Below are 24,669 nucleotides of genomic sequence, written 5' to 3'. Positions count from 1 at the left end.
CTCATACCAATTTCAATGACGAATGCGTCAGATGAGACCCCTTCTAATCTCGGGAGGTTGGGGGTTAGATTTCATCTTAAATATCCTTCAGCCTTCGTCGTCAGCTAGAGCAGGCGCATAGAATTTTGTGAAATGGCTTCTCCGGTATCTGGCTCAAACAAGTGAATTTTGTCGGGGGCGATCGACAGCCACAGCGATTCGCCAATACTGGTGGGGCGCTCGGATTCAATTCGCACTTGTAGCGGAGGACTGCCGGATAGAGTCTCTGCTATCTGCACACTGAGATAGGTTTCGCTGCCCAATGCCTCCACTCGCTCAACGCGCACGGGAATATTTTTAGGAGCGGGCAAACTGACAGATAGATGCTCTGGGCGAATTCCCAACGTTACCGATCGCCCGTCATAAGGACGCAGGGCAGCTTCCCAGCTTTCGGGTAAGGTTAAGCGAAACTGGGCATGTTGAATCAGCAGCGGGGCCTTGACCTGCACCGGAATAAAATTCATCGGCGGCGACCCAATGAACTCTGCTACAAAGCGATTGGCGGGATGGTTGTATAGCTCCAGTGGTCGCGCTACTTGTTGAATTTGCCCGGCATTCATCACCGCAATCCGATCGCCCATGGTCATCGCCTCAATCTGATCATGGGTGACGTAAATCGTGGTAATACCGAGTTTACGCTGTAAATTAACAATTTGAGTGCGAGTTTCGGTGCGCAGTTTGGCATCTAAGTTGGATAGCGGCTCATCCATCAAAAACACCTGCGGATCGCGGGCCATAGCGCGTCCCAGCGCCACTCGCTGCTTTTGTCCGCCGGATAGTTGTTTGGGTAGGCGATCGAGCAGGCTTTCAATTTGCAACATTTCGGCAACCGTTTGCACCCGCCGAGCAATTGATCGTTCCTGGGCTAGTCGGTTGTGCAGCCATTTAGGCGCGTTGGGGCGATCGAACCATAACAATGTGCGGGTCAGCAAGGAGGCGTGAGGTAATGCAGTAATTTTAGAATTTGAACTACGGCTTCGCTCAGTTGAACGAGTTTGCAGCTTGGATTGAGTGCGGTTTCTCTCTGTCCATCTCTCCCCCTCTCCATCTTCCGCCAGTTCTGCTGATCGCCGCAGTCCAAAGGCCAAGTTGTCATACACCGTCATGTGGGGATAGAGGGCATAGCTTTGAAACACCATAGCAATGTCGCGTTGCTTGGGTGGTAAATCATTAATGAGGCGATCGCCCACCCAAATATTACCGCCCGTCAGCGTTTCCAGTCCTGCAATCAGCCGCAGTAGCGTACTTTTGCCGCAGCCAGACGGTCCCACCAAAACCATGAACTCTCCATCTTGGATAGTGAGATTAATGCGCCGCAGCACATTGACGCCCGCCGCCGTTGCCTCCAATTCGGTCAAATCGGTTGTTGCGGGCCGAACACTTCGACTTCCCGGACGACGAGGAAAGCTTTTATAGACGTTTTCAAGAACGACCTGTGCCACGATGTTTCTATAATTGCCCCATCAGCGTATTGTCTCCTATGCAAGAAGAGTTTACCTGTAACTCTTGAAACCGGGACATAATTCTGTGTAAGTTTTGCGCATGAGATTTGCCTAACATCTAGTTCATTCTCGCCATTCGGTCAGCCAAATTATGCAAAACACCCGCCTCAGCACCCTGGTTGATGGTTTATTAGGACAGTTTAGCCGCTGGTTACGCAACCCTTGGCGACGCCTGTCCTTGATGTTGATTAGTGTACTATCGGGCAACTTTTTAGCCACGGTTTTGTCCACTGTGGCTGGACAGCGGGCTGAATTAGACGTGGTGGTATCAATCTTTTTGGTAGCGCTTACCGAGGTGGTAAGTTGGGCTTATTACCGGGGAGATGCGTCACGGGCTGCCCGCCGTCAACGCCTGATTGCCCAGCGAGAAAATGACGCGATCGCGGCTCGTCCATTAATTTTAGAATTTTTTAATGGTGTCAAGTTAGGGGCGATCTATGGCTTTCTGGTCGAGGCGTTCAAACTGGGTAGCTGAGGCTGGGCTGCACTCTCCGTTCGTTTGCTTGGTGAAGCGCTATGGTTAGCGGATCATCCTCCCAATTCCCTCTGCACCAAGTGTTGCTGGATTGGATCGCGGGTCAGTCCATCGCCGATCGCGCGTTCTTGGCAGCCCAGTTGCTTCATGATGCCGATCGAGCCGCTGCGTTTGGTATTACTTCTGCTAATGTGGTCAGCCATCTTGAGCAACAGTTGCACTGGCTGCGCTCAAGCTATGCAGCAATCGATCGATTTTGTCGGACAACGCTAGGGTGGACGGGTTGTTCAATCGAGTGGCTGTGGAATGTGGGGTTGCCGATCGCGATGCGGCTTTCCCACTGGCGGCAATTGCAAGAACCGTGTCTAATTGTTGGGATTTTGGGGGGACAGGGGACTGGCAAAACCACGCTGTCTCGGATTTTGACCGAGATTCTAGCTGTGATGGGCTTGTGTGTGGGGCGGCTGTCGATTGACGATCTCTACAAGACCTACGCTGAACGACAACAATTGCAGCAGGCTGACCCGCGTTTGCGCTGGCGCGGACCACCCGGAACCCATGATGTGGAACTGGGGCTATCGGTACTACAACAGCTTCGATCGGTCTCTCCACACCAACCTGTCGCCATTCCCCGGTTTGACAAATCCCTGTGGAGTGGAGCAGGCGATCGCACCGATCCGGAGATTGTAACTAAAGCCGATATCGTCTTGTTTGAAGGCTGGTTTGTGGGAGTGCGTCCGATCGATCCCGCTGCTTTTGATTCTGCCCCACCCCCGATCGTCACCGAAACCGATCGCGCCTTTGCCCGTGACATCAACGATCGACTAAGGGACTATCTTCCCCTCTGGCAACAACTCGATCGCCTCGTGGTGCTGTGTCCTACGGATTACCGCTTCAGCCAACAGTGGCGACGCCAAGCAGAACACCAGATGATAGCAGCAGGGCGAACCGGCATGACAGACGCAGAGATTGATGAATTTGTCGAGTATTTTTGGCGATCGTTACACCCGGAGTTGTTTATTCCGCCATTACTCCGTGATCCTCGCACCGATTTGGTGATTGAACTGAGTATCGATCATCAGCCACTGCGCATTTACCACCCCATCAGTCACTGAGCATCAATTGTTGATAAACCAAGCCGCTACCATCTGGGCCACAATGATCTTGACAATTGTGCTGGTGGGAAAAACAACGGCATAGCCGAGTTCAGGTTGGTTGTTGGACACCGATCGAGACGCATAAGCTAGGATGGCTGGATTACCCGTCACACCCGCGACCACTCCCAATAAGTCATCAAAGGGAGTCCGCCACAGCCCCAGTCCAATTGCCATTGCTACCAGCACGATTGTTAGGGTAATGACCATTCCCGCGCCCAGCAACACAACGCCCGTCTCTTGCACCGTTGCCACAAACTGTTCCGCCGATCGCAACCCCGCTACTGCCAGAAATAGCGTGAGACCAAAATTGCGCAACGTCAAATTCGCCGAGGGTGGCATTACCCATGACATCTGTCCAATTCGCCCTTTCCAGCCCAGAAATAAAGAAACAATCATAGCCCCCCCGGCAGCCCCAAACGCAAAGGACCCTAATCCGGGTAGTGGAAACGGAATCAAGCCAAACAACACTCCCAACACCATGCCCAGCCCCAGAGCCAAATAGCTAACTTCGGCCGTGCTTCGGGCCGAGTTGCCAAAAAATTCTTGCACCGTTTCATAGCAACCCGGTTCAGCCACAACCCGCAGTTGATCGCCCGCCTCTAGTACCAATGCTGGTTTGGGGTAAAGCTCAGTATCACCCCGTAGTACCGAGACAATCGCACATCCTGGATGCTCGATTAGGTTCAACTCTGCAATTTTGCGACCCACTACGGCTGGTCTAGACACGTAAATAGTCAGATCATCTAAATCATCTATATCAACGATCGGAATTCTGCCCATCTCATCCCCAATCAGTCGTTTCACCTGCCGCAGCGAATCCTCCGCCGCTTCAATCAGCAATTCATCTCCGATTTCTAAACGCAAACTACCACGTGGCAAATAGTTGTGTCCGGCTTTGCGCACCGTAATCACCTGCACATCCTCAGGAAACTGAGCCAACACTTCTGATAGCAGCGCCCCTTCCAATTTGGGATTATGAACCACTAGTTCGGTTCCTTGCACTCCCCGACGGCGAGACACCGAAAGGTTGGGGTGTAGCAATCTCGTAGCCAGGTACATGCATAGAATCGGACCAAAAACACCAAACGGATAGGCAACACCATAGCCAACGATCGGGGTTTCACTGCCCAATTTATCCACCACTGACTGTAACGCCGCTGTATTGACCAGTGCGCCAGCAAATAGGCCTGCCCCCACATCCGCTGGAATTCTTAACGCTGAGAGAATAGCAACGGTGACAATACCAGTGGCGATCGTGCTCAGCAACGCAATTAAATTTTGCCGGCGTCCGGTGGAACTCAGCCATCCCTGCACAAAGGCTTTGCCGTATTGAATACCAATGCCATAAAAAAACAAGATCAAGCCGACGGTACTTAATAGGGCAGGGGGGACTGCGTCTGGAACGATTGCACCAATGAATAACCCAACAAACAAAACGGCCCCAACTCCCAACCGTAGCCCTGCGATCGGCAACTCACCTACGGCATAGCCCAAACAGATCACTAGAAATAGGCTCAGAATTGGTTGATTTCCCAACAAAGATAAGAACCATTCCATGATTGAAACTTCCTTACAGTAACAATGGGCAATAATTGGCAATGATCCGTGTAGGACATGCAACTAAACGAGTGTCAGTAAAACTACGATACAGGCATATTAAATATTACACATAGCAGGAAGTTTCTAGGCATTGTAGTCTCTTCAGGGTTAGGTCCACATGGCTCATTGCTTGCGGTTCACCGGAGACTAAATATAGTAATTTCACCTGTTTTGACACAGCTTTCTACCTACAAAGCTTTCTACATAGATAGACTGCATGGTGAATTATCGAAAATGAGCAAAACCTGCCTCTAATCAAAAAATTGAATCAAAGACATAAATGCTAAAGATTTATTTTGTATTAAATGAATAATCAATGACTAACGTTCCTTCCCGCACTTTCGACCAAACTAGTTGCTCAACTAAATCTAATTCTTGGAACGTTAATTCTTCATCTCTTGCAACTGAAAATATCTTTTCGTCGATCGATTGCAGTTCGTCATGAGTAATGATTCCGTCTGAGATCGCTTTTTCAACGATCGCTTTAAGCTGCTGAAATTTTTGTTGTTCTTCTAACGTTAACGGTCGAGTATCTGAACGTTCAATTTCCATTGCTCAATAGGGTTGCACCCAAGGCTAAACAGACCATCCAAATCCTATCTTGCTTAGCTTCAAGCAGCGGTCAAGCATTTAACACTAGGCACAAAACTTTCTGATTCCAGCACCGTTTAGAGATTGCTTTCAATCCGGCAATCAGGTTATTAACACCAGGTTTGTGATACTAGCCACAGTCATCGTGGGTATGATTCCGTATTTTATTCATAGTTTTCATCTCCCTGCTTCTAGGGGGCATCTACGTAATGTATTGAAAATGTGTAAAAAATTAGACAAGTCTACGGATCATTCTGACGCAAATCTAGACCATTCTAACGATGCGTCCTACAAGCAGCCGTGCCTAATAGATAGCCATACTAGACAGCGGAGAGCCGATGCCGTCAGATAAACCGTTAACCCAACAATTGAAAACTGCCAAAACGCTCATTCCTTCTCCTGAAGGAAGCCAAATCTATACTGGGCGGGTCAATGCAGAAAACACGACTCGATACTATAAATTGCGTCTTGGCCGAGCCAGCGATCTCAGTCTTTCTCTGCATCGTTTGAAAGCCGACGCGAACCTTGAGTTGCTCAATCGCAAGGGCAAGGTGATCGATCGATCGGCTCAAGAAGGTCGAGCGGCTGAAACGATTCGGACATCGGTCAAGCAAGGACTTTACTATGTGCGCGTGTCACAGCATCGCGGCAGTACTCGCTATCGCCTCAGCCTCGTCGTTAACCCCCCCGCTGCTCCTGCTACTCAAACCAGTAACTCATTCATTCAAGCTGTACTCGATCTGACCAACTTGCAGCGTCGGCAGGCAGGCTTGCAACCCTTAAGATTAAATGACAAGCTAGCTGTGGCGGCGCAATTCCATAGTACCGACATGGCCCGCAATGACTTTTTTTCTCATACGGGTTCAAACGGCTCGTCGGTGTTCGATCGCGTCACTAGTGCTGGCTATAACTATGCTTTAGCCGCCGAAAACATTGCTGCTGGATATGCCACCCCACATGCTGTTGTCAAAGCTTGGATGAACAGCCCTGGACATCGCGCCAATATTCTTTACCCAGGATTGCGGGAAATTGGCATAGGCTTTTATTTTATGGACATTGATCCAGGAACCACTACCTACCGCTATTACTGGACACAGAACTTTGGCACACCGGGTCGGTAGGAGAAAAGATGAAGGATGGATGATGAGATCGGAAGCCATTGAATCAGCTTTCAGTTCTTCCCCGATCTTCTACCTTCCAACCGATCGCAGCAACTGGCGGGCCCGTTGCGTCACTTCCTCCCAATCACTGCGCTTCAGTGCTTCGGCAGGAAACAATTGACTAGACAAACCCACGGCAAGCGCTCCGGCAGCGAGAAACTCTGGAGCATTTTCGATCGTCACTCCTCCTGTGGGAATCAGGGGAATGTGTCCCAAGGGCCCTTGCAGATGGCGAATGTAGGCGACTCCGCCAACGGCTTGAATGGGAAACACTTTCACTGCTACGGCTCCGGCTTGCCAGGCAGTGACAATTTCAGTGGGTGACAATGCGCCTGGAATCACGGGAACTTGCTGCTCAACGGCGGTTTGAATCATTTCCAAATTGACGTAGGGTGTGAAGAAAAACTGGGAGCCAGCGGCGATCGCTTCCCAACACTGGTCTAAATTGAGGATTGTACCAGCCCCAATTAAACAAGAGGGCTGTTCTTGGCGCAGTTGGTGAACCAGTGCGGCGGGCTGGTGACTATTCCAGGCAATTTCAATCAGCTTCATGCCGCCCTGCACTACAGCCCTGGCCATCTGCAAGCCCAATTCCACGTTAGGGGCACGAATGACAGCGATTGCACGTTGCGATTGCACAGAAGACAGCCAGGAACCAGTTGCCATTGGATTTACAAGCAAGTCAACACAAACAAGTCAATAGCCGAGAACTCCCCTAGGAGAGGAGACGTACCCTAAGAATACCGCTGTCGGGTTCGATCGAGCGTCAGTATTGAGCTAGAGGCTGCCAATCCCTTTGTTGGAATGCCAAAATGATCTCGGAATATGAGGTAAGTGACATTGCGTAACGAAGCAAAAATTTCTCCCGCATTTGAACCGTTTCTTGCTGATAGTGGCGACGACAGCAAACGCGACGCCATTGTGATCTATCAAGCGCCTTTAATTGAAGGCATGGTGTCTCGCGATCGATTGCAAGAGTTGGAACAGCGCTTGGATGAAGTCCGTGAGATTGCTATTTTACAAAAAAATGTTGCCCAAATCGTTGTTCGGGGCTATCGAGAAGCTAGCCGTGACTTGGGCTATGTTGACCAACCCCTGAAAGCAGACCCCATTGGAACGGGAACGCTGCCGATCGCCTCGGTGGAAGTAACGCGCAAAACCTTAGAAGTTTTGGCAGACCAGCCGAATGTGGTGGCGGTGTTGCCCAACCAAAAAATTCATCTCATCCGTCCCCATCGGGTGGAATACTCAACGCTCATGGATCAAGAGCAGCAAAACGGGCTGACCTGGGGCCTGAATTATCTAGAGATCCCTCGATTGTGGGAAACCACCCAAGGGCATGACATTAATGTAGCGGTGCTAGATACAGGGGTGTATGCGGCACATCCCGCCCTCAATGATCGCGTCAAAGAATTTGTAGTGATTGACCCATTGGGACGACGAATTACGACCGATTTGCCATTTGATTGTGGACAGCATGGCACGCATGTCTGTGGCACGATCGCAGGCGGACAAACGGCTAACGGCATTTCCATTGGGGTTGCTCCTCAAGCCAATCTGTTGGTGGCAGGGGTGTTAATGGGCGATGCAACGCTGCGATCGTTGATGGAGGGTATTTCTTGGGCGGTAGAACAAGGGGCAGACATCATTAACATGTCACTAGGATTTAATTACTATGAACCATTGTTTGCCGAGGTACTAGACATTTTGCTGCACCAGTACAGCGTCTTGCCCGTTGTGGCGATCGGCAACGAAAATCACGGTAACAGCAGTTCGCCTGGCAACGCCTACAATGCCTTTTCAGTAGGAGCCGTCGAAAAGCTAGAATCTGGGGATGTGGATGTAACTTTCTTCAGCAGCGGAGCAAGCCTCGTATTTCCTGGCAAAGAAGGCAGTGCACTGGTGACAAAGCCCGATGTGGTGGCTCCTGGCGTTCAGATCTGCTCTTGCATTCCCCCAGTACAGCTTTCCAATGGAACCTTTGACTATAACTTCATGGATGGCACGTCGATGGCGACACCCCATGTGGCAGGAGTAGCTGCTTTGTTAATGTCGGCCTATCCAACTGCCTCCGCAACCGATATCATAAAGGTACTGAAGGAAACAGCCAGTCACCCAGATGGCGTTGATCTTCGTCCTTGCAATCGCTGGGGACACGGGGTCATTCAACCGACGGCGGCGCTTGATGCCTTAAGCTAATGGCGATCGGGTTTTAAACCCGTTGACTTTGGTACTGAGACGATTCACTTGGGATGAGATTGAGATGAGATCATGCATAAGCTAAATGGATTGAATCAACCCAAAATCAGCCCTGAGTTTGCCACTCGATTGAACCGCCTAGAGCCACAGCAACGGGTGCGGGTCATGGTACTGCTTCAATCAGATACGTCGCAACTCGATACGTCTCAATCTACAGATTCCGCTTCACTCAAGAGTGTCACTCGTTCCAATCCGGCGTCCCATTCCAGTTCTATGCCTCACGGTCGCCAATCCCATCGTGAACGTCGCGCCCGAATTCAAGCTATACGACAGTCGTCGGGTCGATCGTTAGACAGCATCAGCCGCATTTTGCAACGGTTTGGTGGATGTCTATTAGCCACACGACCAGACGCCTTGGGCGCTATTCCTGTTGAAATTACTGCCGCTGGGGTCAAGGCGTTAGCCACATCAGAAGCGGTGAAAGCCATTTTGGAAGATCAGGCGGTTGCGTTAGGTAAATTTGGCAAAAGTTAGCGGTACAACTTCGCTGGCTAGTCCAATGTATCCAGCCAAGTCTATCCAGCCAAACCCATCTGGCGAGTCTATCCAGGTAGGTCAGAACTCGATTGAGCACATTATTAGCGCAGTCAAGACCCTACCTCAAACGACCTTGACCGCCGTTAGGAAGTTCCCTGGGAAGTTTCTCGTCCAGGCCTCGGCTAGTTGCTAGAAATTAAGTCTTGAGTTAATCGTATTTCTAAGACTTGATCCGGTTGAATCACTCTAGACGGTTGAGAACCCGGTAGAAAAGTAATGCCTGCCGTTGTTGCTGCTCCAGCGGCGATTGCTGGAATTAACCCAACGCCGGTAATTCCCAGTACCACACCCGTTGCTATCCCAATGGCTGAATTGCGCAACAGATGATTTGTAGCCGCATCACCGCTAGACAGTCCATCCGATTCAGCATTGACTAGAACTGGGTGTCCTTGCAGGGAAATAGCCTGAGCAATAAATTGGCTCTGGTTCTCTATTCTTTCAAAGCGCCCGATGACATAACTTCCTTCTGGAAACACGACATTGCCGTTCTGATCATGAACTGCCTCGGTCAATACCAGTACTTCTTGCCGCACCGTCCCGTCTGCTAGGTCTAAAGGCTCTGCACCGGGATAGCGCACCGTTAATACTGTTCCCGATGGCAACAAGACTGAATTGCTGCTGGCATGGCCGATCGAGTGGGGAGTCGGGGGTTGGGTGATTTGCGGCACAGTATTATCCGGCGAAGGGTAGGCGGATTTTGGCAGTGGCTGCCCAAAGTCAATAGTGCTACCCGCTGATGGAGCAATAGGTGGAACAGCAGAATTCACGGTAGCAGGAGATGGAAAAGTGGAGGGAGTGGCTAGAGTTGGTTGCGTTTCGGGGATGTCAGCCGTTGCCGGAGCAGCATCGATCGCCTGGCTTGGAGCCGGCTCATTGGGCACATCATCGCTAGGTGACTCTGTGTTAGGTGACTCTGTGTCAGGCAACTCTGTGCTGTCCGACTCCGTGACAGGTGAAGCATCAAGCGGCGGAACGCTGACTGTGGGAGTAGTGGCGGGTTGCTGATTGGTTGGCACGGCATCGGGTAGGGCGGCTAAATTAGGTGAAGCTGGGGTGGACACTTCGGTAGCAGGAGCAGCAGGATAGGGAAAGTCGGCAGTGGGCGCATTGGTTGCAGAAACCGCCGCCGGATCGGGTCCAGGCAAGCGGACTAGATTAGAACGATCGCCATCAGATCGATTGCTAGAGCCATTCGGTTCTGTGACTTGTCCGTCTATTTCATGGTTCGCTTCAGAGTGATCATTCGTTTCAAAGTCATCAGTGTCAGAGTCCTCATCGGTGTCAGGGAAGACTGGCACTTCAGGCGATGGGATTGGAGCATCAGCGATTGCGGCTGGCTCAACTGATTGTGAATTGATTTGTGAATTGATCGGTGGATCGATCGGAGTGACTGCCGCTTCGGTTTCTGGCTCATTCGACTCAGGTTGTGCGCTTGCATCGGGGGCTGGAACCGTAACCACCGCAGGCGGATCGATCGGAATTTCCAGCGCGCCCGGTTCTAACGGCGGCAAGTTGTGGGAGATAGAATCCGGATCAGGTGTGGCTATGGAGGGATCTACGTTTGTTTCTACCTCATCTGGATTTGGAGCAGTGGCTATTTCTGGCGCAATCGGCTGACTTGCAGGAGCGGTAGAGGTAGATTGAGCCACTGGCATCTCGCCTGCTAATAGCGGACGCAGTACCCAGCGATCGCCCTGCCCTGTTCCAGTATCTACTTGCTGCAAATCTACATGTCCTGGAGCCAGCACAGTTCCAGGAGCCAATTCCAGCACAATGCGCGTCACACCCGGTGCAAACTGAGCTACCCGAATCGTGCGAACTGGCCCTCCATAGGTTTGCTCTAGCGGTACTGTGCCTAGGTCGGTGTTGGGAAGATCCAGCACTATTCGGGCAGGTTCAGCCGCTAAAAAATAGCGGGGCGTTGTGCCTCCGGGAACCGTAACGGACAGAGCTTGGGTAGACGGATCAAACTCCCAACGGCTGAGCATGGCTGCCTGTGCAGAAGCGGGAGAAGTGAGGATGGCAATCGTCGTGTTGCCCAATAGCCCGATCGTCGCAGTCCAAGGCATACTGGCAACCGAAAGACTCAATCCGGCGTTGAGCCAAAATCTGCGGATTAAGGATGAGTTTTGCATCACTTCTTCCCTAGCGTGAGAGGACTGAGCGATCGTTATATCACGTCCCATCAGTTTTGCGACAGTTTTGCGAGTGATTTCAGAAAACCTGTATTAGAGCCTAGTTATCAGCCTGGCAATTGATGATCTTGCCTCCTGAACCGCCCTCGTCCCCCAAACCCTGCTCCCGAGCGGGGAGTAGGGAAACTAGACAGGATAGGTTACTCACCGGACAATCTGAGGAGCAAGGAGATAAGAATATCTCATCCCTCACGATTGTACAAATACCGAAATAGCTTGAGGAATGACGCGAAAGGTAGCGGGGGTTTGAGTCGTAATTTCGCCATCTGTATCAATTGGATGGGGCACAGGGGTGATAATTTCGATCGTTTCTCCTTGAAGAATCCGAATGCCTTGGCCGGTCGCATAATTTCCCTGACTTAAAGCTGGAACCAGAAACAGAGCTTGCCACCAATTTTGAATTTCTAGGCTACACAAGTCCAAACGCCGATCGTCAATGGTTGCATCGGCTGCAACCGTTAATCCACTGCCATAGTGACGACCATTGCAAACGGTAATTTGATAGGTTCGCACCGAAATTGATTCCTCGTTGCAGCGAATTTCTGCTGAAAACCGACGCTGTTTGGTCATCAGCTTAAAGGCCGTTACCGCATAGGCCAACACCCCCCAGCGCCGCTTAAACTCGGCGGCTACTGCTTGGTTAATTTGGGTACTCAAGCCAATTCCTGCCACATTCAGAAAATATTCGCCATTTACCCAGCCCAGATCGATCGCTTTATACTGACCTGCTGCAATCACCTGACAGGCTTCTGAAATGGTCATCGGCAGCTTTAAACACCGCGCTAGGTTGTTGGCGGTGCCCAAGGGAATCACACCCATTGGAAGTTGCGTTTCCAACAAGCCTTCGATCGCGCCGTTGACTGACCCGTCTCCCCCTCCCACAATCACCAAATCCACCTGATGACGATGCTGACAGATGATTTCAGGAAACTGTTCTGGGGTATCAAAGTCTGTTTCAACAAGTTCCAGCCCCAACTGTTCCAATGCTTGCTTGGCGGCGTGCCGAGTGGATTGCCCTCGACGAGAATGGGGATTAATTAAGAACAACGCTCGTTGCTTCACAATCCTTTACGTCCTCTAGTTCCATTAATCTAGCTAGGTTCAAACCAGAAAGCCCGCTATATCAACGTTATAAACGCCAAGCTCTGTAAGAATTTTTAACACAAACGCTCATCAAATCAGTCTACTGTAACAATTTAGGTGCATTTTTATTAGGTGCATTGTGACGCCGTTTATCAGCGTTTATCAGCCTTGAATGGTCGATCGAATTGAACAAAGCGAGGGATTTTCCTCAGGATTGTTACATTTCACGATAACCAAAGACTGGCTCGAGATAAAGAAACACGCATTGGGACGTTAAGTAGGAACTTTAGCATGAGTAGCAATTTAGCAACAAAGCTGCGAGAGGGCACAAAAAAAGCTCATACAGCCGCAGAGAATATGGGTTTCATCAAATGTTTCCTTAAAGGAGTGGTTGAAAAATCCTCTTACCGAAAGCTGGCAGCCAACTTCTATTTCGTCTACTCAGCGATGGAAGAGGAAATTGAGCGGCATCGTCAGCATCCTGTCATTTCAAAAATCTACTTTCCAGAACTCAACCGCAAGGCAACTTTAGAGCAAGACTTGCATTATTACTATGGCGGCAATTGGCGCGAGCAGATTTCTGCTTCCCCGGCTTGTCAAGAATATGTGGCGCGCATCCATGAGGTGTCTGAAACGGCTCCAGAACTGTTAGTGGCACACTCCTATACGCGCTATATTGGCGATCTTTCGGGCGGGCAAATCCTCAAGAACATTGCTCAACGGGCGATGAATTTATCGGAGGGTGAGGGAACTGCCTTCTATGAGTTCGATAGCATTCCTGATGAAAAGCAATTTAAGGCAAAATATCGGCAAAATTTAGACGAAATGCCGATCGATGACGCCACCGCCGATCGGATTGTTGAGGAAGCCAATGATGCGTTTGGGTTGAACATGAAAATGTTCCAAGAGCTAGAAGGCAACTTGGTCAAGGCGATCGGGCAAATGCTGTTTAACAGTCTCACTCGTCGTCGCGTTCGTGGCAGCACAGATACCGGCTTGGCAGCCACCGCTGAGTAGAGGTGTCGGATGATTTTGCTGGGGATTCGTTGTGTGATCTTCTGATCGATTTGTAGAGCCAACTTGCATCGACCTTCAGGTGTCAAATGTTGGAAACTGGGTAACGAGGTGTATCTGTATCATCTCGCGATCGAGTTCCTGAGATTTGACACCTGAATTGTTTGAATCGAGAAAATGAACAATTGCTAATTCGTATCCTTTCCATCTATCACTGCATCCGTCATCGCGATAAGGTAAAGCCATCATCGACGATCTAGGTGATGAAACGATGGGTATATCAGGGTTTAGGTGGGATTGGGTTTTGGTTAGCAGTTTGCTGATAGGTGGAATTGGGCTGGAGGCGACGGCGCAGCCTGTCCCAGATGACACTCTAGGAAATGAACGATCGCAAGTCATCGATCGGGGTGGTGCAAATTTTGATATCGATGGCGGCGCACGACGTGCAGCTAATCTGTTTCACAGTTTCCAAGAATTCAACATTACAGAAGGGGGGAGCGTCTATTTCCTTAATCCAAATGGTATCGACAATATTCTCAGTCGCGTCACGGGTAGTAATCCGTCCAATATTCTGGGAACGTTAGGCGTTCGCGGTACGGCAAATTTGTTTTTGATCAATCCAAATGGTATTTTATTCGGCCCAAATTCTCGCCTAGATGTGGGCGGCTCGTTTGCCGCCACGACGGCCGATGCGATCGAGTTTGGCGATCGCGGGTTCTTCAGTGCCAGCAATCCCGAAACTCCTTCGCCATTGCTTACAGTGAATCCCTCTGCATTGTTCTTCAATCAGCTTTCGACGGGTGATATTGCCAGTCATTCTACCACCTCCGATCAATCCGAGAATTCTCTGTTGGGACTGCGAGTTCCTGATGGCGAATCTCTGCTGTTGGTGGGTGGCAATGTCAGCCTTGGTGGAACAGGACAAGGGGCAGGACTCCATGCGCCGGGTGGACGAGTGGAGATTGGTGCGGTGGCGGGCGTGGGCCGAGTCGGGCTGAATCCAGACGGCAGCCTCACGCTTCCAGATGGGCTAGCACGGGGCAATGTCACGTTACAGAATCAAGCGATTGTCAACGTTCGATCGACGGACGGAGGGGCGATCACCATGCGGGCGGGCAACATTCGCGTCACTGGCGAAAGCGAACTATTGGCAGGCGTTCTGCGCAATCGGGGCACACCCACCAGCCAAGCCGGAGACATTACCCTCGATGCTACCAGCACGATTCAAGTACAAAACTTGAGTCGAGTAGCAAACGAATTGGGAATGAATGCCGTTGGTAACACGGAGCAGGGCGGCAATCTCTACATCACAACGCCTGTTCTAGAGGTGCTGGATGGCTCACAGTTGCGAACCAGTACTGACGGGCAGGGTAATGCGGGCAATATCTTCATCACTGCCAGCGATCGGGTGCGTTTGCAAGGAACCGTCTCCCGCCAAGAATCGGGAGGGGTATCTAGCCGCGTCAACCGCAATGGCAATGGCAATGGTGGCAACATCAGCGTGACTGCACCTATTCTGGAGGTGCTGGAGGGGGCAGATCTCAATGCTAGTACGCAAGGACAAGGCAATGCGGGCAATGTCTTCATCACTGCCAGCGAGCGAGTCACTCTGCAAGGTACGGTTGTAGGCAGAGAGAGACAAGCAATTCTTCGAGGTGGGGTTTTTAGTCGGGTTGCTATTGGAGGCAGAGGACAGGGCGGCAACATTCGCGTTGAAACGCCTATTTTAGAGGTACTCAATGGTGCTCGTTTAAGCGCAAACACGATCGGACGCGGCAATGCCGGCAACGTGTACATCACCGCCAGCGATCGAGTACGGTTTGAGGGCACAAGTGCTAACTTCAGGGAAACCAGAGGCGGCGCATTTAGCACCATTGAAACCCCAGAAGGAAAACCTGATAGAGCGGAAGAACAACCGAACAACTTCGTTAGACAGGGCGGCAATGTGGAGATTACTACGTCAGTTCTGGAGGTATTCAACGGGGCACAATTGCAGACTAGTACTGATGGACATGGCAATGCAGGAGACTTGATCATTATTGCAACCGATCGCGTACTTTTTGAGGGGCGCAGCGGACCGTTTCTCAGTGGCGCCCGGAGCCTTGTTGAAGGAAACGGGGTTGGGCAAGGCGGCACAATTTATGTTGAAACTCCTGTTCTGGAAGTGCTTGGAGGGGCGCGTCTCAATGCCAGCACGCAAGGACAAGGCGATGCTGGGAATATCACCATTCAAGCCAGGGAAAGGGTGCGATTTCAAGGATTTAGTCCTAATCGCGCATTTAGCGGCGCGTTGAGTCGGGTCGATCGGCGCGGCGTGGGGCAAGGTGGTACGATTCGCATTAGAACATCGATTCTGGAGGTACTGGATGGGGCGCGTCTAACTGCTAATACCGATGGGCAAGGGAATGCCGGGGATATTATCATTCGAGCCAGCGATCGGGTGCGGTTTCAGGGCGTAATTCCCAACGGCGAGTTTGGGGGTGCATTAAGTCGCGTTGAAGCAGATGGTATTGGGCAGGGTGGCGACCTGCGCATTCACACCTCAGTTTTAGAAGTTTTGGATGGCGCTCAACTTCAAACCAATACACGTGGACAGGGAGATGCGGGCAGGATTAACATTTGGGCAAGAGAACAGGTGCGTTTTATGGGACGGGTAGGACGGTTTCCCAGTGGAGCCTTTAGCCGGGTTGATAGGGTTAACGATGAGCAGAGCGGCATTGGACAAGGTGGCAGAATCAGAATTCATGCACCGATTCTAGAAGTACTCAATGGTGGCCGACTCAATGTCAATACCAACGGAAGTGGAGATGCTGGCAGGGTCATCATTCGAGCAACCGATCGCGTGATTGTAGACGGCTTTAGCCAAGATAGATTTTCCAGCGCTATTTTTACGATTACGCAAGGAAACGCGAGAGGACGAGGTGGAATCGTTGAAATCACAGCTCCTCTGGTACGAGTGGCAAACGCCGCAATTATCAACGGGGAAACAAATAGTCTATGGCCAGGTGGCAATATCACTATTGAAGCGGACCAGATCGAAATACTCAATGGGGGCCAAATTATCACAACCACAGCAAGTCAAGGGCGAGCAGGAAATATTAGATTAGATGCAGATAGGATTCGGTTAGCTGGGCGTTCCACCGAAGTTGTTCAACAATATGAGGGAAGGCTATTGGAAGACAATGGGAGAAGTGGGTTATTTGCCAGCACTCGCAGAGGTTCCACAGGTACTGGCGGCAGAATTACCGTCAACGGCACAAATCTAACCCTACAAAATGGAGCTCGAATTTCTGCCCAAAGTCAAGGAACGGGAATGGCTGGCAATATTCGATTGAATGTTTCAGATCAATTGCAGTTAACCAACAGTGATATCTTAACGATCGCTGATCAATCATCGGGTGGAGATATTCAGGTAAACGCGGCAGGTGATACAGGTCTGATTATCCTGCGTGGTGACAGTGATATTACCACCAACAGTCGCGGCAATGGTGGCAACATTACGCTGCGGGGTTCGGGTATCATCGCCTTTGACGACAGCGATATCCTGGCCCGATCGCAAGATGCACGGGGCGGCAACATCACACTAGATGCTTTCTTTAGTCAAAATAACGCGCTGAATTCTGAGGAGCCGTTCGACGGCAACGATCGCGTCGATATCAACGCTGCTGGTGATATTGAATCGGGAACCATCACCACACCCGATACCAGCATCATTCAAAATAGCCTTGCCGAATTACCTGATACTGCAATCGATACTGATACCCTACTAGCAAATAGTTGTGTAGTGCGCAGCGAAACTGGCGGCAACACCTTTAGTATCATTGGAACAGGTGGGCTACCAGTTCGTCCGGGCGATCGACCGTTATTGCCACACTCAACTGCCCCTGTTCGATCGATTCCTGACGAACCCAGCGATCAATCGTGGCAACCAGGGGATGCGATCGTAGAACCACAAGGCGTCTACCGACTGGAAGATGGACGTATGGTGTTAAGTCGAGAATGTCGATTGAATGCGCCTAGATAGTCATTGTGTCTCTGATTGGGACCGCTGAATCCAACGGTCGGATAGGACAATGAACTGCGATTAACTGCGATCGATCGTGAGCCATCTTGAAGAACTTGAGATTTGAAATGCGCACTTTGAATGCGCCATTGCTTCGTTTCCAACGCATAATAAGGAGCGAACAGGCAATAGCAGACACGGCCGCGTATGAAGCTTGCAGATTTAATTCATCACGATACCACGATCGATTTTCGTACACTTCAAACTGACACAGAGTTGTTGGAAGAAATTCAAGCTCGGTTAGCGTCACTGCGGTTCTATCCGCCTACAGATATTGACGGGTTGTATGGGCCGTTGACGAAAGCGGCACTGGCAAAATTTTGTGACGCCTTTAAGCTGGATAGTATGCGGCATCAGCGCTTTGGCAAGGCCTTTGCCAAGCATTTGCTCCATGCTACCTCCCCCAAGGATTCTGGTCAGAAACCATCGAACGTGAAAGTGCTCACCGATGCCGATTATCACCGCGCTGCTGATCGACTGGCTGTAGAGGTAGCAGCAATTCGAGCGATCGTAGCAGTGGAAACGGAGGGATCGGGATTTTTGCCTGATGGCCGCCCCAAGATTTTGTTTGAACGCCACTGGTTCTGGTCGCTAACGCCCTTGCCCGTTAGCCAAACCCGTCCTGATTTAAGTAACCCTGAACCAGGAGGATATTTGGGTGGGGTACATGAGTGGGAGCGATTGAATGCAGCGATTCAGTTCGATCGTCCGGCAGCTTTAAAGGCAGCATCTTGGGGATTGGGGCAAATTTTGGGGGTTAACCATGAGTTGGCAGGGTACAAGGACATTGAAGCCTTTGTGCAAGCGATGCATGACAGCGAAGGTAAACAGCTTGACGCTATGATGAATTTTATTATTCACCAAGATTTAGTCAAGGCATTACAACATCAGGATTGGAAAACATTCGCTCGGGTTTACAATGGCCCAGCAGGAGTAGGTGTGTATGATTTGCGTTTAGCTAAAATGTTCAAGCAATATCAAACGTAATAGTCTCTATATTAATTTAGTTGCAAATAATGCTTAAAGCGTTGTCGTAATTGTTCTGCCGATAGGTTCTGTGACCAGTATTCGACAAGAGCATGACCAAAGGCCCACGCATTGCGATCGGGTGTGGATGGATTATCTAGTAATAGGGGCCAAAGCAAGTGTAAATCAAATTCACGGGAAGGTTGTAAAGATATTTCAGTTCCAACTCCCGGTGATTCATTGAATAGAGAAAACAAATCATAAGCCATTTGTAATTTGCCAATTACCACGGGTAGCTGCTCGACAGGAATCTGCTCAGCCAAAATGTAGGCTAGACTGGGAGAACCAGTGGTGAGGGTGGAAATAAATTGCAGCACGGGACTTTTTAGAAACGCCGCGAGACCTTGTGTAGTGGTCATTTGAAACGTGTAGCGATCGATAATATTCGCGGCGGCAACACTGCGAGCATCCAAGTTGCGCAAAAATCGAGCCAGTCGCAGTTGTTTGGCCGGATCGATGGCATCTACGATCGCTACTGATAGGGCATCAGCATTCCAAGCAGCGCGTTGGGTTGTGGCATCACTCGTAACGATCGGCAGGATGCGATCGCAAAACTCTCCCAGCAACGTGCCTCGATATTCCACCGCTTCGCGAATATGTTTCTCCTTGGGACGATCGCCCCATTGCCAATCATAGGGCGGTTCCCATTCACGAATCGGGCGCAGGCGATCGACCTGAGTGACGATGGCGATAGTCGGGAGATCATCTATGTCCTGCTTCACATCGTGCAGAAAATCCACGTCCATTTGCAACGCTGGATCAAGGGCAGGCGTCACCAGCAGCAACAGATCTGCCGCGTTAGCCGCGTCTAATACCTGGTCACGAAACTCCGATCGATCGATTTGTTCATAGCCTGGTGTATCCCACAAAGTTAAGATTTCACCCAGCGGATTTGTCCACTGATAGTGACGCAGGCGATCGGTGCTGGGTAACACGTCTACTTCGGCTTGATCCGCTTGAAATAGAGTATTAATCAGGCTACTTTTTCCGGCTCCGGTGCGTCCTGCCAGCAGAATGGCAACGGGCTGTTGCGCTACGGCTTCAACGGGCTGTGCTTGAGCTAAAATATCTCGCAGGGTTTGAGTTTTAGCGGACGGCAGCGTCGGTTGAGTCGGAGACGGAGTAGTCGGTAGGGTCAATCCACTGTAGAGTGTCACAGCTTGCCGACAGAGGTTGCGTAACGCTGCCTCACGCAGCAATTGGTTGACGTTGATGAGTAGCTGTTGGGTCGCTCGATCGCTCGATCGCTGGCTGGCTTGCCGAGCTAAAGCGGCAGCTGGATTTAACACCCATTGGGCCCAGTTCCACACTTGCCACAATTTACGCGCCGACGGTTCCAACTGTTGGTACACTTCATAGGCTTGTACAGCTTGTCCAATGGTTAATTGATTGAGTGCAGGCGATAACTTTTCCATCCACTGATCCATGTCATTCACCGTTCCGCGCAATAGGCTATAAGCTTGCGGAATATAGATATTGAGCAATGGGTATTTTACTTCCGGATAGTAGATTTGAGCGATCGACGCAATCAACTCCTGACAGCGTTTCCAGAAGGTTCCCCAATCCTCCCAAATGGGTGGATCAGTTTGGGTGGCTTTTAAGATATCTTCCAGCACGGCTTCTGCTTTGCGACTGGCGCTACCATCAGTTGGCATCTCAATCGCGGTTTCGCTGGTGGTTTCCAGTTCTTCCCGCACTTCTTCAACTACCGCCTCTACCTGCCTCAGAACAGGCTGAGTCCAGCGCACTAAGAGCCAGCGCCACAGCACAAAGATAAGGATAAACAGGGCCCAAATCCAGTTAATGCCCCATTCCCGGATTTTCCATCCAGCAGCCACCATCAAAAACCCAACGATAAGAACGATCGGCAGCGCTAACACTATCCACTGCCACAGCTTCAGTCGTACCATCTTCCATTTCCCCGCTCATAGAAACTATCGTCACACTACTGGTTTCCTAAAAATCATTAAATGTTGTTCTGGTAAAATCTCTTTTGTCTCTTGCCACTCTAGCCCTACCGCTTGCATTTCTCGCTTTACCTGGCGCTGGGTCATTTTGTGCAGTCGTTTAATTAGAACGAAAGGATTTTCGCCGCGATATTCTAACAGCACAACGCGACCGCCTGGTTTTAATCCCTGCACGATACCAGTCATCATTTCATAGGGATAGGCAAATTCATGGTAAGCATCGACTAGGATTGCCAAATCTACACTATTCGGCGGCAACTTTGGATCAGTCTCAGTCCCCAAAATAGTCTCAACATTATTCACCTGATTTTCCTGCTTAAGGAACTCGATAATGTCTAGCATTTCGGGTTGAATATCTACGGCTAAAACCCTACCCTTTGGTACTTTGGAGCTAAGGCGAAAGCTGAAATAGCCAGTTCCGGCCCCAATATCTGCTATTACATCTGTAGGCTGCACCGCGATCGCCACGATCGCCGCACTCGGGCGCTCCTCCAGTTCTCGGCTCGGTCGTTCTAACCAAGCGGCTCCTTCGTGTCCCATTACCCGCGCAATTTCCCGCCCCATGTAAAATTTACCAATACCGTCAGGATCATGAAAGCGATGTTCTTGATAAATGGCAGCATCAGCAACCGGAACACTTAGACGAGTGATTTCAGAGCTACAAGCTCCTAGCATGAAGCTACCCATGAGCCAAACCAAAACAACAATCGATCGAACTGGTTGCATATCTTTGCGTGTTTTACAGGTAGAACAATGTTGAAACATTCAGTTAACAATAAATTAACGAGGTTAGGTTGCATCAAATTAAAAAACAACGTAAAAAAATTGCAATCAAAAACAAAATCAAGCTTGAATAGAATGTCATCGATTGCTAAGCAGCTTCTTTGGGGTTGTGGTCATACTATTTGGCTCAATCTATCTGCTGATCAACCGACTGACTCTAATCATTAGCGTAACGATAAAACACCCTCTCATAAAGGTAAAAATGGAACTCTATATGATTCGACATGGATTGGCAGGTGAACGCGGCGAGTATGCCAATGATGACGATCGCCCTCTCACTGATGACGGCATTCGGCGCACAAAACGAGTAGCCAAACGACTGCATGAGCTAGGGATCAAGGTTGATTTAATTCAAACCAGTCCACTGGTGCGGGCCCGGCAAACCGCCGAGATTCTGCTGTCTGTGGGGCTAAGCAAACAGCTAGAGCCATCGGACAATCTTAAACCAGACGGCGCTTTGGAACATTGGTTAGGTTGGTTGCAATCGTGGCGGCAACCAGGCAGGAATTCCCTGGCGATCGTAGGACATGAACCTGACTTAGGAACCTGGACAGAGCAACTGGTTTGGGGTGAAGCGCGACAGAACTTAGTTGTTAAAAAGGCCGGCGTGATTGGCTTGTTGCTGCCCGATGACGCTCCAGTGGGGCATAGCCAATTATTTTGGTTAACCCCTCCGCGTTTGTTGCTTGACTAGCGATTTCATTTGCCCCTGCTTCACTATTCTCCCTAGAGCTTCCTCTCCTAGGCACCTTTTGTGAGGCAATGTGAAGTCTTTTTAAGCACAAGAAGGGTGTTGTCAAGGTGAGTTTGGGCTGAAACTCCGGCTGGAACTGAATAAAGTCTACGGTTTGGAGGCATAACCGATGATTAACCTTGATAAAAATCTTGACTTTTATACTGCTGCTGTAACGATCCCGAATGCCCTTAAAATAATGAAACTTATGCTCTCATTTTTAATCCCAAATTTTCCAGATTTGGTTAGGAGGTCGCATGTCCCATCGCCCGATCATTCTCGGCATTGTTGGCGATAGTGCTGCTGGCAAAACGACTTTGACCCGAGGAATTGCTCAAATCTTGGGCGAGGACAATGTCACAGTGATTTGCACAGACGATTATCATCGGTACGATCGCAAACAGCGGGCAGAGATTGGTATCTCTGCACTGCATCCTGACTGCAACTATCTCGATATTATTCAACAGCACTTGAGCCTGCTGCGCAGCGGACAGCCGATCCTAAAACCTATCTATAACCACAGTACGGGGGCGTTTGATCCGCCGGAATACATCAAACCCAACAAGTTTGTGATTGTAGAGGGGCTGTTGGGCTATTCCACCCGTGGCATGAGAGATACTTATGATGTCAAAGTGTTTTTAGCGCCTCCAGAAGCATTGCGGTCAACCTGGAAAATTAAGCGCGACACTCGCAAGCGCGGCTATACCGAAGAGCAAGTCATTGAACAGTTGCGCAAGCGAGAGTCGGATTCGGAGGCGTTCATTCGCCCCCAGCGGCAGTGGGCAGATGCGGTTGTGACGTTCTATCCCTCGAATGGCGGCACAGAATACGATGATCTACTGCTGAATGTGCGGCTGGTGCTGCGGCCAACAATCCCTCATCCCGATTTCACCAAGATTCTCGATTCCAACGGCAATCATCAGGGATCGGCCGTGCGGCTGGAACTCGATCGCGATATGGGTAAGCCAGTCGATGTGCTTGAAGTAGACGGGCACGCCACCGACGAGCAAGTCCGTCAAATCGAGCGCGTTTTATGCAGCGAAGTGCCACACTTGGGACAATTCTGTAGTCTGGAGGGCAATCAAGACATTGGCAAGGTGGTAGGCACAACGGGCGAAACGCTGCAAAGTTATCCTCTGGCAATCACCCAGCTTTTAATTACCTACCACATGCTGAAGGCAGCAAATGTAGCCGCAGCTATGGCAATACAAGTCTGAAGGTTTCAGGCTCCCGTCTCTCCCCTACCTTGTCCCCCTACTTCCCCCGATCGCGGATGATGTTGCATCAACTCGCGTACTTGTTCAGCATGATAGGAACTGCGGGTCAGCGGCGACGATACTACCTGCAAAAAGCCAATCGCTTCGCCAAATTCACGCCAGGCATCAAATTGCTCAGGGGTAATGAATGCTTGAACGCCTAGGTGCTTCTGACTAGGCTGTAGGTATTGCCCAATTGTCAGAATATCGCAATCGATCGATCGCAAATCCTGCATGACCTGGCGCACTTCGTCGTCGGTTTCGCCTAGCCCCACCATTATGCCCGATTTGGTGTAAACCGCGGGGTCAAGCTGACGGCAACGCTGTAACAGTTCGAGCGATCGAGTATAGTCCCCTTGGGGACGTACCCGACGATAGAGGCGGGGCACGGTTTCAGTATTGTGGTTGAGGACTTCCGGTCGGGCTTGCAAGATCAGAGCGAGGGCGTCCCAGTTGCCGCACAGGTCTGGAATCAGCACTTCGATCGTTGTACTAGGCGACAGCGCTCGAATGGCAGCCATGCACCGAACAAACTGAGATGCTCCTCCATCAGGCAAGTCATCTCGATTGACGGACGTAATCACCACATGATTTAGCCGCATTCGACGCACCGCTTCGGCAAGGCGATCGGGTTCAGTGGGGTCAAGTGCCTTGGGTTTCTTATCAAAGTCAATATCGCAATAGGGGCAAGCCCGAGTGCAGGCAGGGCCCATGATTAGAAATGTGGCAGTGCCCGCATTAAAACACTCACCAATATTGGGACAAGATGCTTCTTCGCAAACGGTATTGAGCGCAAGATCGCGCAAAATTTCCTTGACGCTGCCCACACGCTCCCACTGCGGAGCCTTCACCCGGAGCCATTCTGGTTTAACTGTCACGGTTAGTTTTCGCTAAGAACAGGATCATGACAATCTTAGCAAGACGGCACAACTGACTCCGTTGAAGTTGTTGTAAATTGAGCGATTCACTTGGCGATCACAGCACTAACCCGGTGGTTGATGGACAAGAATACCTTTTATCAAATGAATCGATGATTTTTGGGGCTTCGCTTGTAAGCATCTGACTGAACTTTTTATAATTAAGGTTAGGTGGTATTAAAGTTAACCCAGTTCCAAAAGCAGAGCTTACTAAGCCGACTCGATCGAGTTTACCGGGATGAAGCCTCAGCGCGATCGAAACTGAAGGCAACGGAGAAGTATCCAACGTTATTCACCAACGTTATTCAATAAA

The 24,669-nt window shown here is 50.3% G+C and carries 19 protein-coding genes; 10 read left to right on the top strand and 9 right to left on the bottom strand.

Features of this window, described 5'->3' with window-relative positions; translation table 11 throughout:
- Nucleotides 1-104 precede the first annotated feature (104 nt).
- Nucleotides 105-1,481 (bottom strand): ABC transporter ATP-binding protein, encoded by a 1,377-nt coding sequence (locus tag OXH18_RS21505; RefSeq protein WP_315874614.1) that lies wholly within the window; start codon nucleotides 1,479-1,481, stop codon nucleotides 105-107.
- Between the two features lie 151 nt (nucleotides 1,482-1,632).
- Here OXH18_RS21505 and OXH18_RS21500 point away from each other — a divergent pair, with 151 nt between their 5' ends.
- Nucleotides 1,633-2,016 (top strand): DUF565 domain-containing protein, encoded by a 384-nt coding sequence (locus tag OXH18_RS21500; RefSeq protein WP_268609516.1) that lies wholly within the window; start codon nucleotides 1,633-1,635, stop codon nucleotides 2,014-2,016.
- A 41-nt stretch (nucleotides 2,017-2,057) separates the two neighbouring features.
- Nucleotides 2,058-3,131, top strand: a complete 1,074-nt coding sequence (locus OXH18_RS21495) for a glycerate kinase (RefSeq protein WP_268609515.1) — start codon at nucleotides 2,058-2,060, stop codon at nucleotides 3,129-3,131.
- Nucleotides 3,132-3,134: 3 nt separating this feature from the next.
- Here OXH18_RS21495 and OXH18_RS21490 read toward each other — a convergent pair whose 3' ends face one another.
- On the bottom strand, nucleotides 3,135-4,730 hold the full coding sequence (locus OXH18_RS21490; RefSeq protein ID WP_268609514.1) for an aspartate:alanine exchanger family transporter: 1,596 nt from the start codon (nucleotides 4,728-4,730) through the stop codon (nucleotides 3,135-3,137).
- A 333-nt stretch (nucleotides 4,731-5,063) separates the two neighbouring features.
- Nucleotides 5,064-5,324, bottom strand: a complete 261-nt coding sequence (locus tag OXH18_RS21485; protein ID WP_268609513.1) for a hypothetical protein — start codon at nucleotides 5,322-5,324, stop codon at nucleotides 5,064-5,066.
- 377 nt (nucleotides 5,325-5,701) lie between these two features.
- Here OXH18_RS21485 and OXH18_RS21480 point away from each other — a divergent pair, with 377 nt between their 5' ends.
- Nucleotides 5,702-6,484: a CAP domain-containing protein gene (locus OXH18_RS21480; protein ID WP_268609512.1), complete on the top strand. Its 783-nt coding sequence runs from the start codon at nucleotides 5,702-5,704 to the stop codon at nucleotides 6,482-6,484.
- A gap of 69 nt (nucleotides 6,485-6,553) precedes the next feature.
- Here the strand turns inward: OXH18_RS21480 and OXH18_RS21475 are convergent, their stop codons facing one another.
- Nucleotides 6,554-7,189, bottom strand: coding sequence for a bifunctional 4-hydroxy-2-oxoglutarate aldolase/2-dehydro-3-deoxy-phosphogluconate aldolase (locus tag OXH18_RS21475; protein ID WP_268609511.1), 636 nt, complete (start codon nucleotides 7,187-7,189; stop codon nucleotides 6,554-6,556).
- Between the two features lie 174 nt (nucleotides 7,190-7,363).
- Between OXH18_RS21475 and OXH18_RS21470 the strand changes: the two genes are divergently transcribed.
- Both OXH18_RS21470 and OXH18_RS21465 read left to right on the top strand, forming a co-directional pair.
- On the top strand, nucleotides 7,364-8,722 hold the full coding sequence (locus tag OXH18_RS21470) for a S8 family serine peptidase (RefSeq protein WP_268609510.1): 1,359 nt from the start codon (nucleotides 7,364-7,366) through the stop codon (nucleotides 8,720-8,722).
- A gap of 72 nt (nucleotides 8,723-8,794) precedes the next feature.
- On the top strand, nucleotides 8,795-9,256 hold the full coding sequence (locus OXH18_RS21465; protein WP_268609509.1) for a hypothetical protein: 462 nt from the start codon (nucleotides 8,795-8,797) through the stop codon (nucleotides 9,254-9,256).
- A gap of 185 nt (nucleotides 9,257-9,441) precedes the next feature.
- On the opposite strand, the gene OXH18_RS21460 is transcribed toward OXH18_RS21465, so the two are convergent.
- Nucleotides 9,442-11,505 carry an AMIN domain-containing protein gene (locus OXH18_RS21460; RefSeq protein ID WP_268609508.1) on the bottom strand — a complete coding sequence of 688 codons (2,064 nt, stop codon included), beginning with the start codon at nucleotides 11,503-11,505 and terminating at the stop codon, nucleotides 9,442-9,444.
- Nucleotides 11,506-11,703: 198 nt separating this feature from the next.
- Nucleotides 11,704-12,576, bottom strand: a complete 873-nt coding sequence (locus OXH18_RS21455) for a lipid kinase (RefSeq protein ID WP_268609507.1) — start codon at nucleotides 12,574-12,576, stop codon at nucleotides 11,704-11,706.
- Nucleotides 12,577-12,888: 312 nt separating this feature from the next.
- Here OXH18_RS21455 and OXH18_RS21450 point away from each other — a divergent pair, with 312 nt between their 5' ends.
- The 3 genes from OXH18_RS21450 to OXH18_RS21440 all read left to right on the top strand — a co-directional run bounded on the left by OXH18_RS21450 (nucleotide 12,889) and on the right by OXH18_RS21440 (nucleotide 18,661).
- Nucleotides 12,889-13,614 (top strand): biliverdin-producing heme oxygenase, encoded by a 726-nt coding sequence (locus OXH18_RS21450; RefSeq protein ID WP_268609506.1) that lies wholly within the window; start codon nucleotides 12,889-12,891, stop codon nucleotides 13,612-13,614.
- Between the two features lie 301 nt (nucleotides 13,615-13,915).
- The gene (locus tag OXH18_RS21445) at nucleotides 13,916-17,635 is read left to right on the top strand and encodes a two-partner secretion domain-containing protein (protein ID WP_268609505.1); all 3,720 of its coding nucleotides are present in this window, start codon (nucleotides 13,916-13,918) and stop codon (nucleotides 17,633-17,635) included.
- A gap of 186 nt (nucleotides 17,636-17,821) precedes the next feature.
- Nucleotides 17,822-18,661, top strand: a complete 840-nt coding sequence (locus OXH18_RS21440) for an N-acetylmuramidase domain-containing protein (RefSeq protein WP_268609504.1) — start codon at nucleotides 17,822-17,824, stop codon at nucleotides 18,659-18,661.
- 11 nt (nucleotides 18,662-18,672) lie between these two features.
- Here the strand turns inward: OXH18_RS21440 and OXH18_RS21435 are convergent, their stop codons facing one another.
- Both OXH18_RS21435 and OXH18_RS21430 read right to left on the bottom strand, forming a co-directional pair.
- Nucleotides 18,673-20,610: a GTPase family protein gene (locus tag OXH18_RS21435; RefSeq protein ID WP_268609503.1), complete on the bottom strand. Its 1,938-nt coding sequence runs from the start codon at nucleotides 20,608-20,610 to the stop codon at nucleotides 18,673-18,675.
- A gap of 30 nt (nucleotides 20,611-20,640) precedes the next feature.
- Nucleotides 20,641-21,432: a class I SAM-dependent methyltransferase gene (locus OXH18_RS21430; protein ID WP_268609502.1), complete on the bottom strand. Its 792-nt coding sequence runs from the start codon at nucleotides 21,430-21,432 to the stop codon at nucleotides 20,641-20,643.
- A 232-nt stretch (nucleotides 21,433-21,664) separates the two neighbouring features.
- Between OXH18_RS21430 and sixA the strand changes: the two genes are divergently transcribed.
- Nucleotides 21,665-22,144, top strand: a complete 480-nt coding sequence (gene sixA, locus OXH18_RS21425; protein WP_268609501.1) for a phosphohistidine phosphatase SixA — start codon at nucleotides 21,665-21,667, stop codon at nucleotides 22,142-22,144.
- A gap of 296 nt (nucleotides 22,145-22,440) precedes the next feature.
- A complete protein-coding gene (locus OXH18_RS21420; RefSeq protein WP_268609500.1) occupies nucleotides 22,441-23,400 on the top strand; it encodes a phosphoribulokinase in 960 nt (319 codons plus the stop codon).
- A 5-nt stretch (nucleotides 23,401-23,405) separates the two neighbouring features.
- Here OXH18_RS21420 and lipA read toward each other — a convergent pair whose 3' ends face one another.
- Nucleotides 23,406-24,317, bottom strand: coding sequence for a lipoyl synthase (lipA, locus tag OXH18_RS21415; RefSeq protein ID WP_268609499.1), 912 nt, complete (start codon nucleotides 24,315-24,317; stop codon nucleotides 23,406-23,408).
- Between the last annotated feature and the right edge of the window lie 352 nt (nucleotides 24,318-24,669).

This window comes from Thermocoleostomius sinensis A174, assembly GCF_026802175.1.
Classification (GTDB): domain Bacteria; phylum Cyanobacteriota; class Cyanobacteriia; order Elainellales; family Elainellaceae; genus Thermocoleostomius; species Thermocoleostomius sinensis.
Note: the sequence above shows the minus strand (reverse complement) of the source record. Positions and strands in the feature narration are given on the sequence as shown.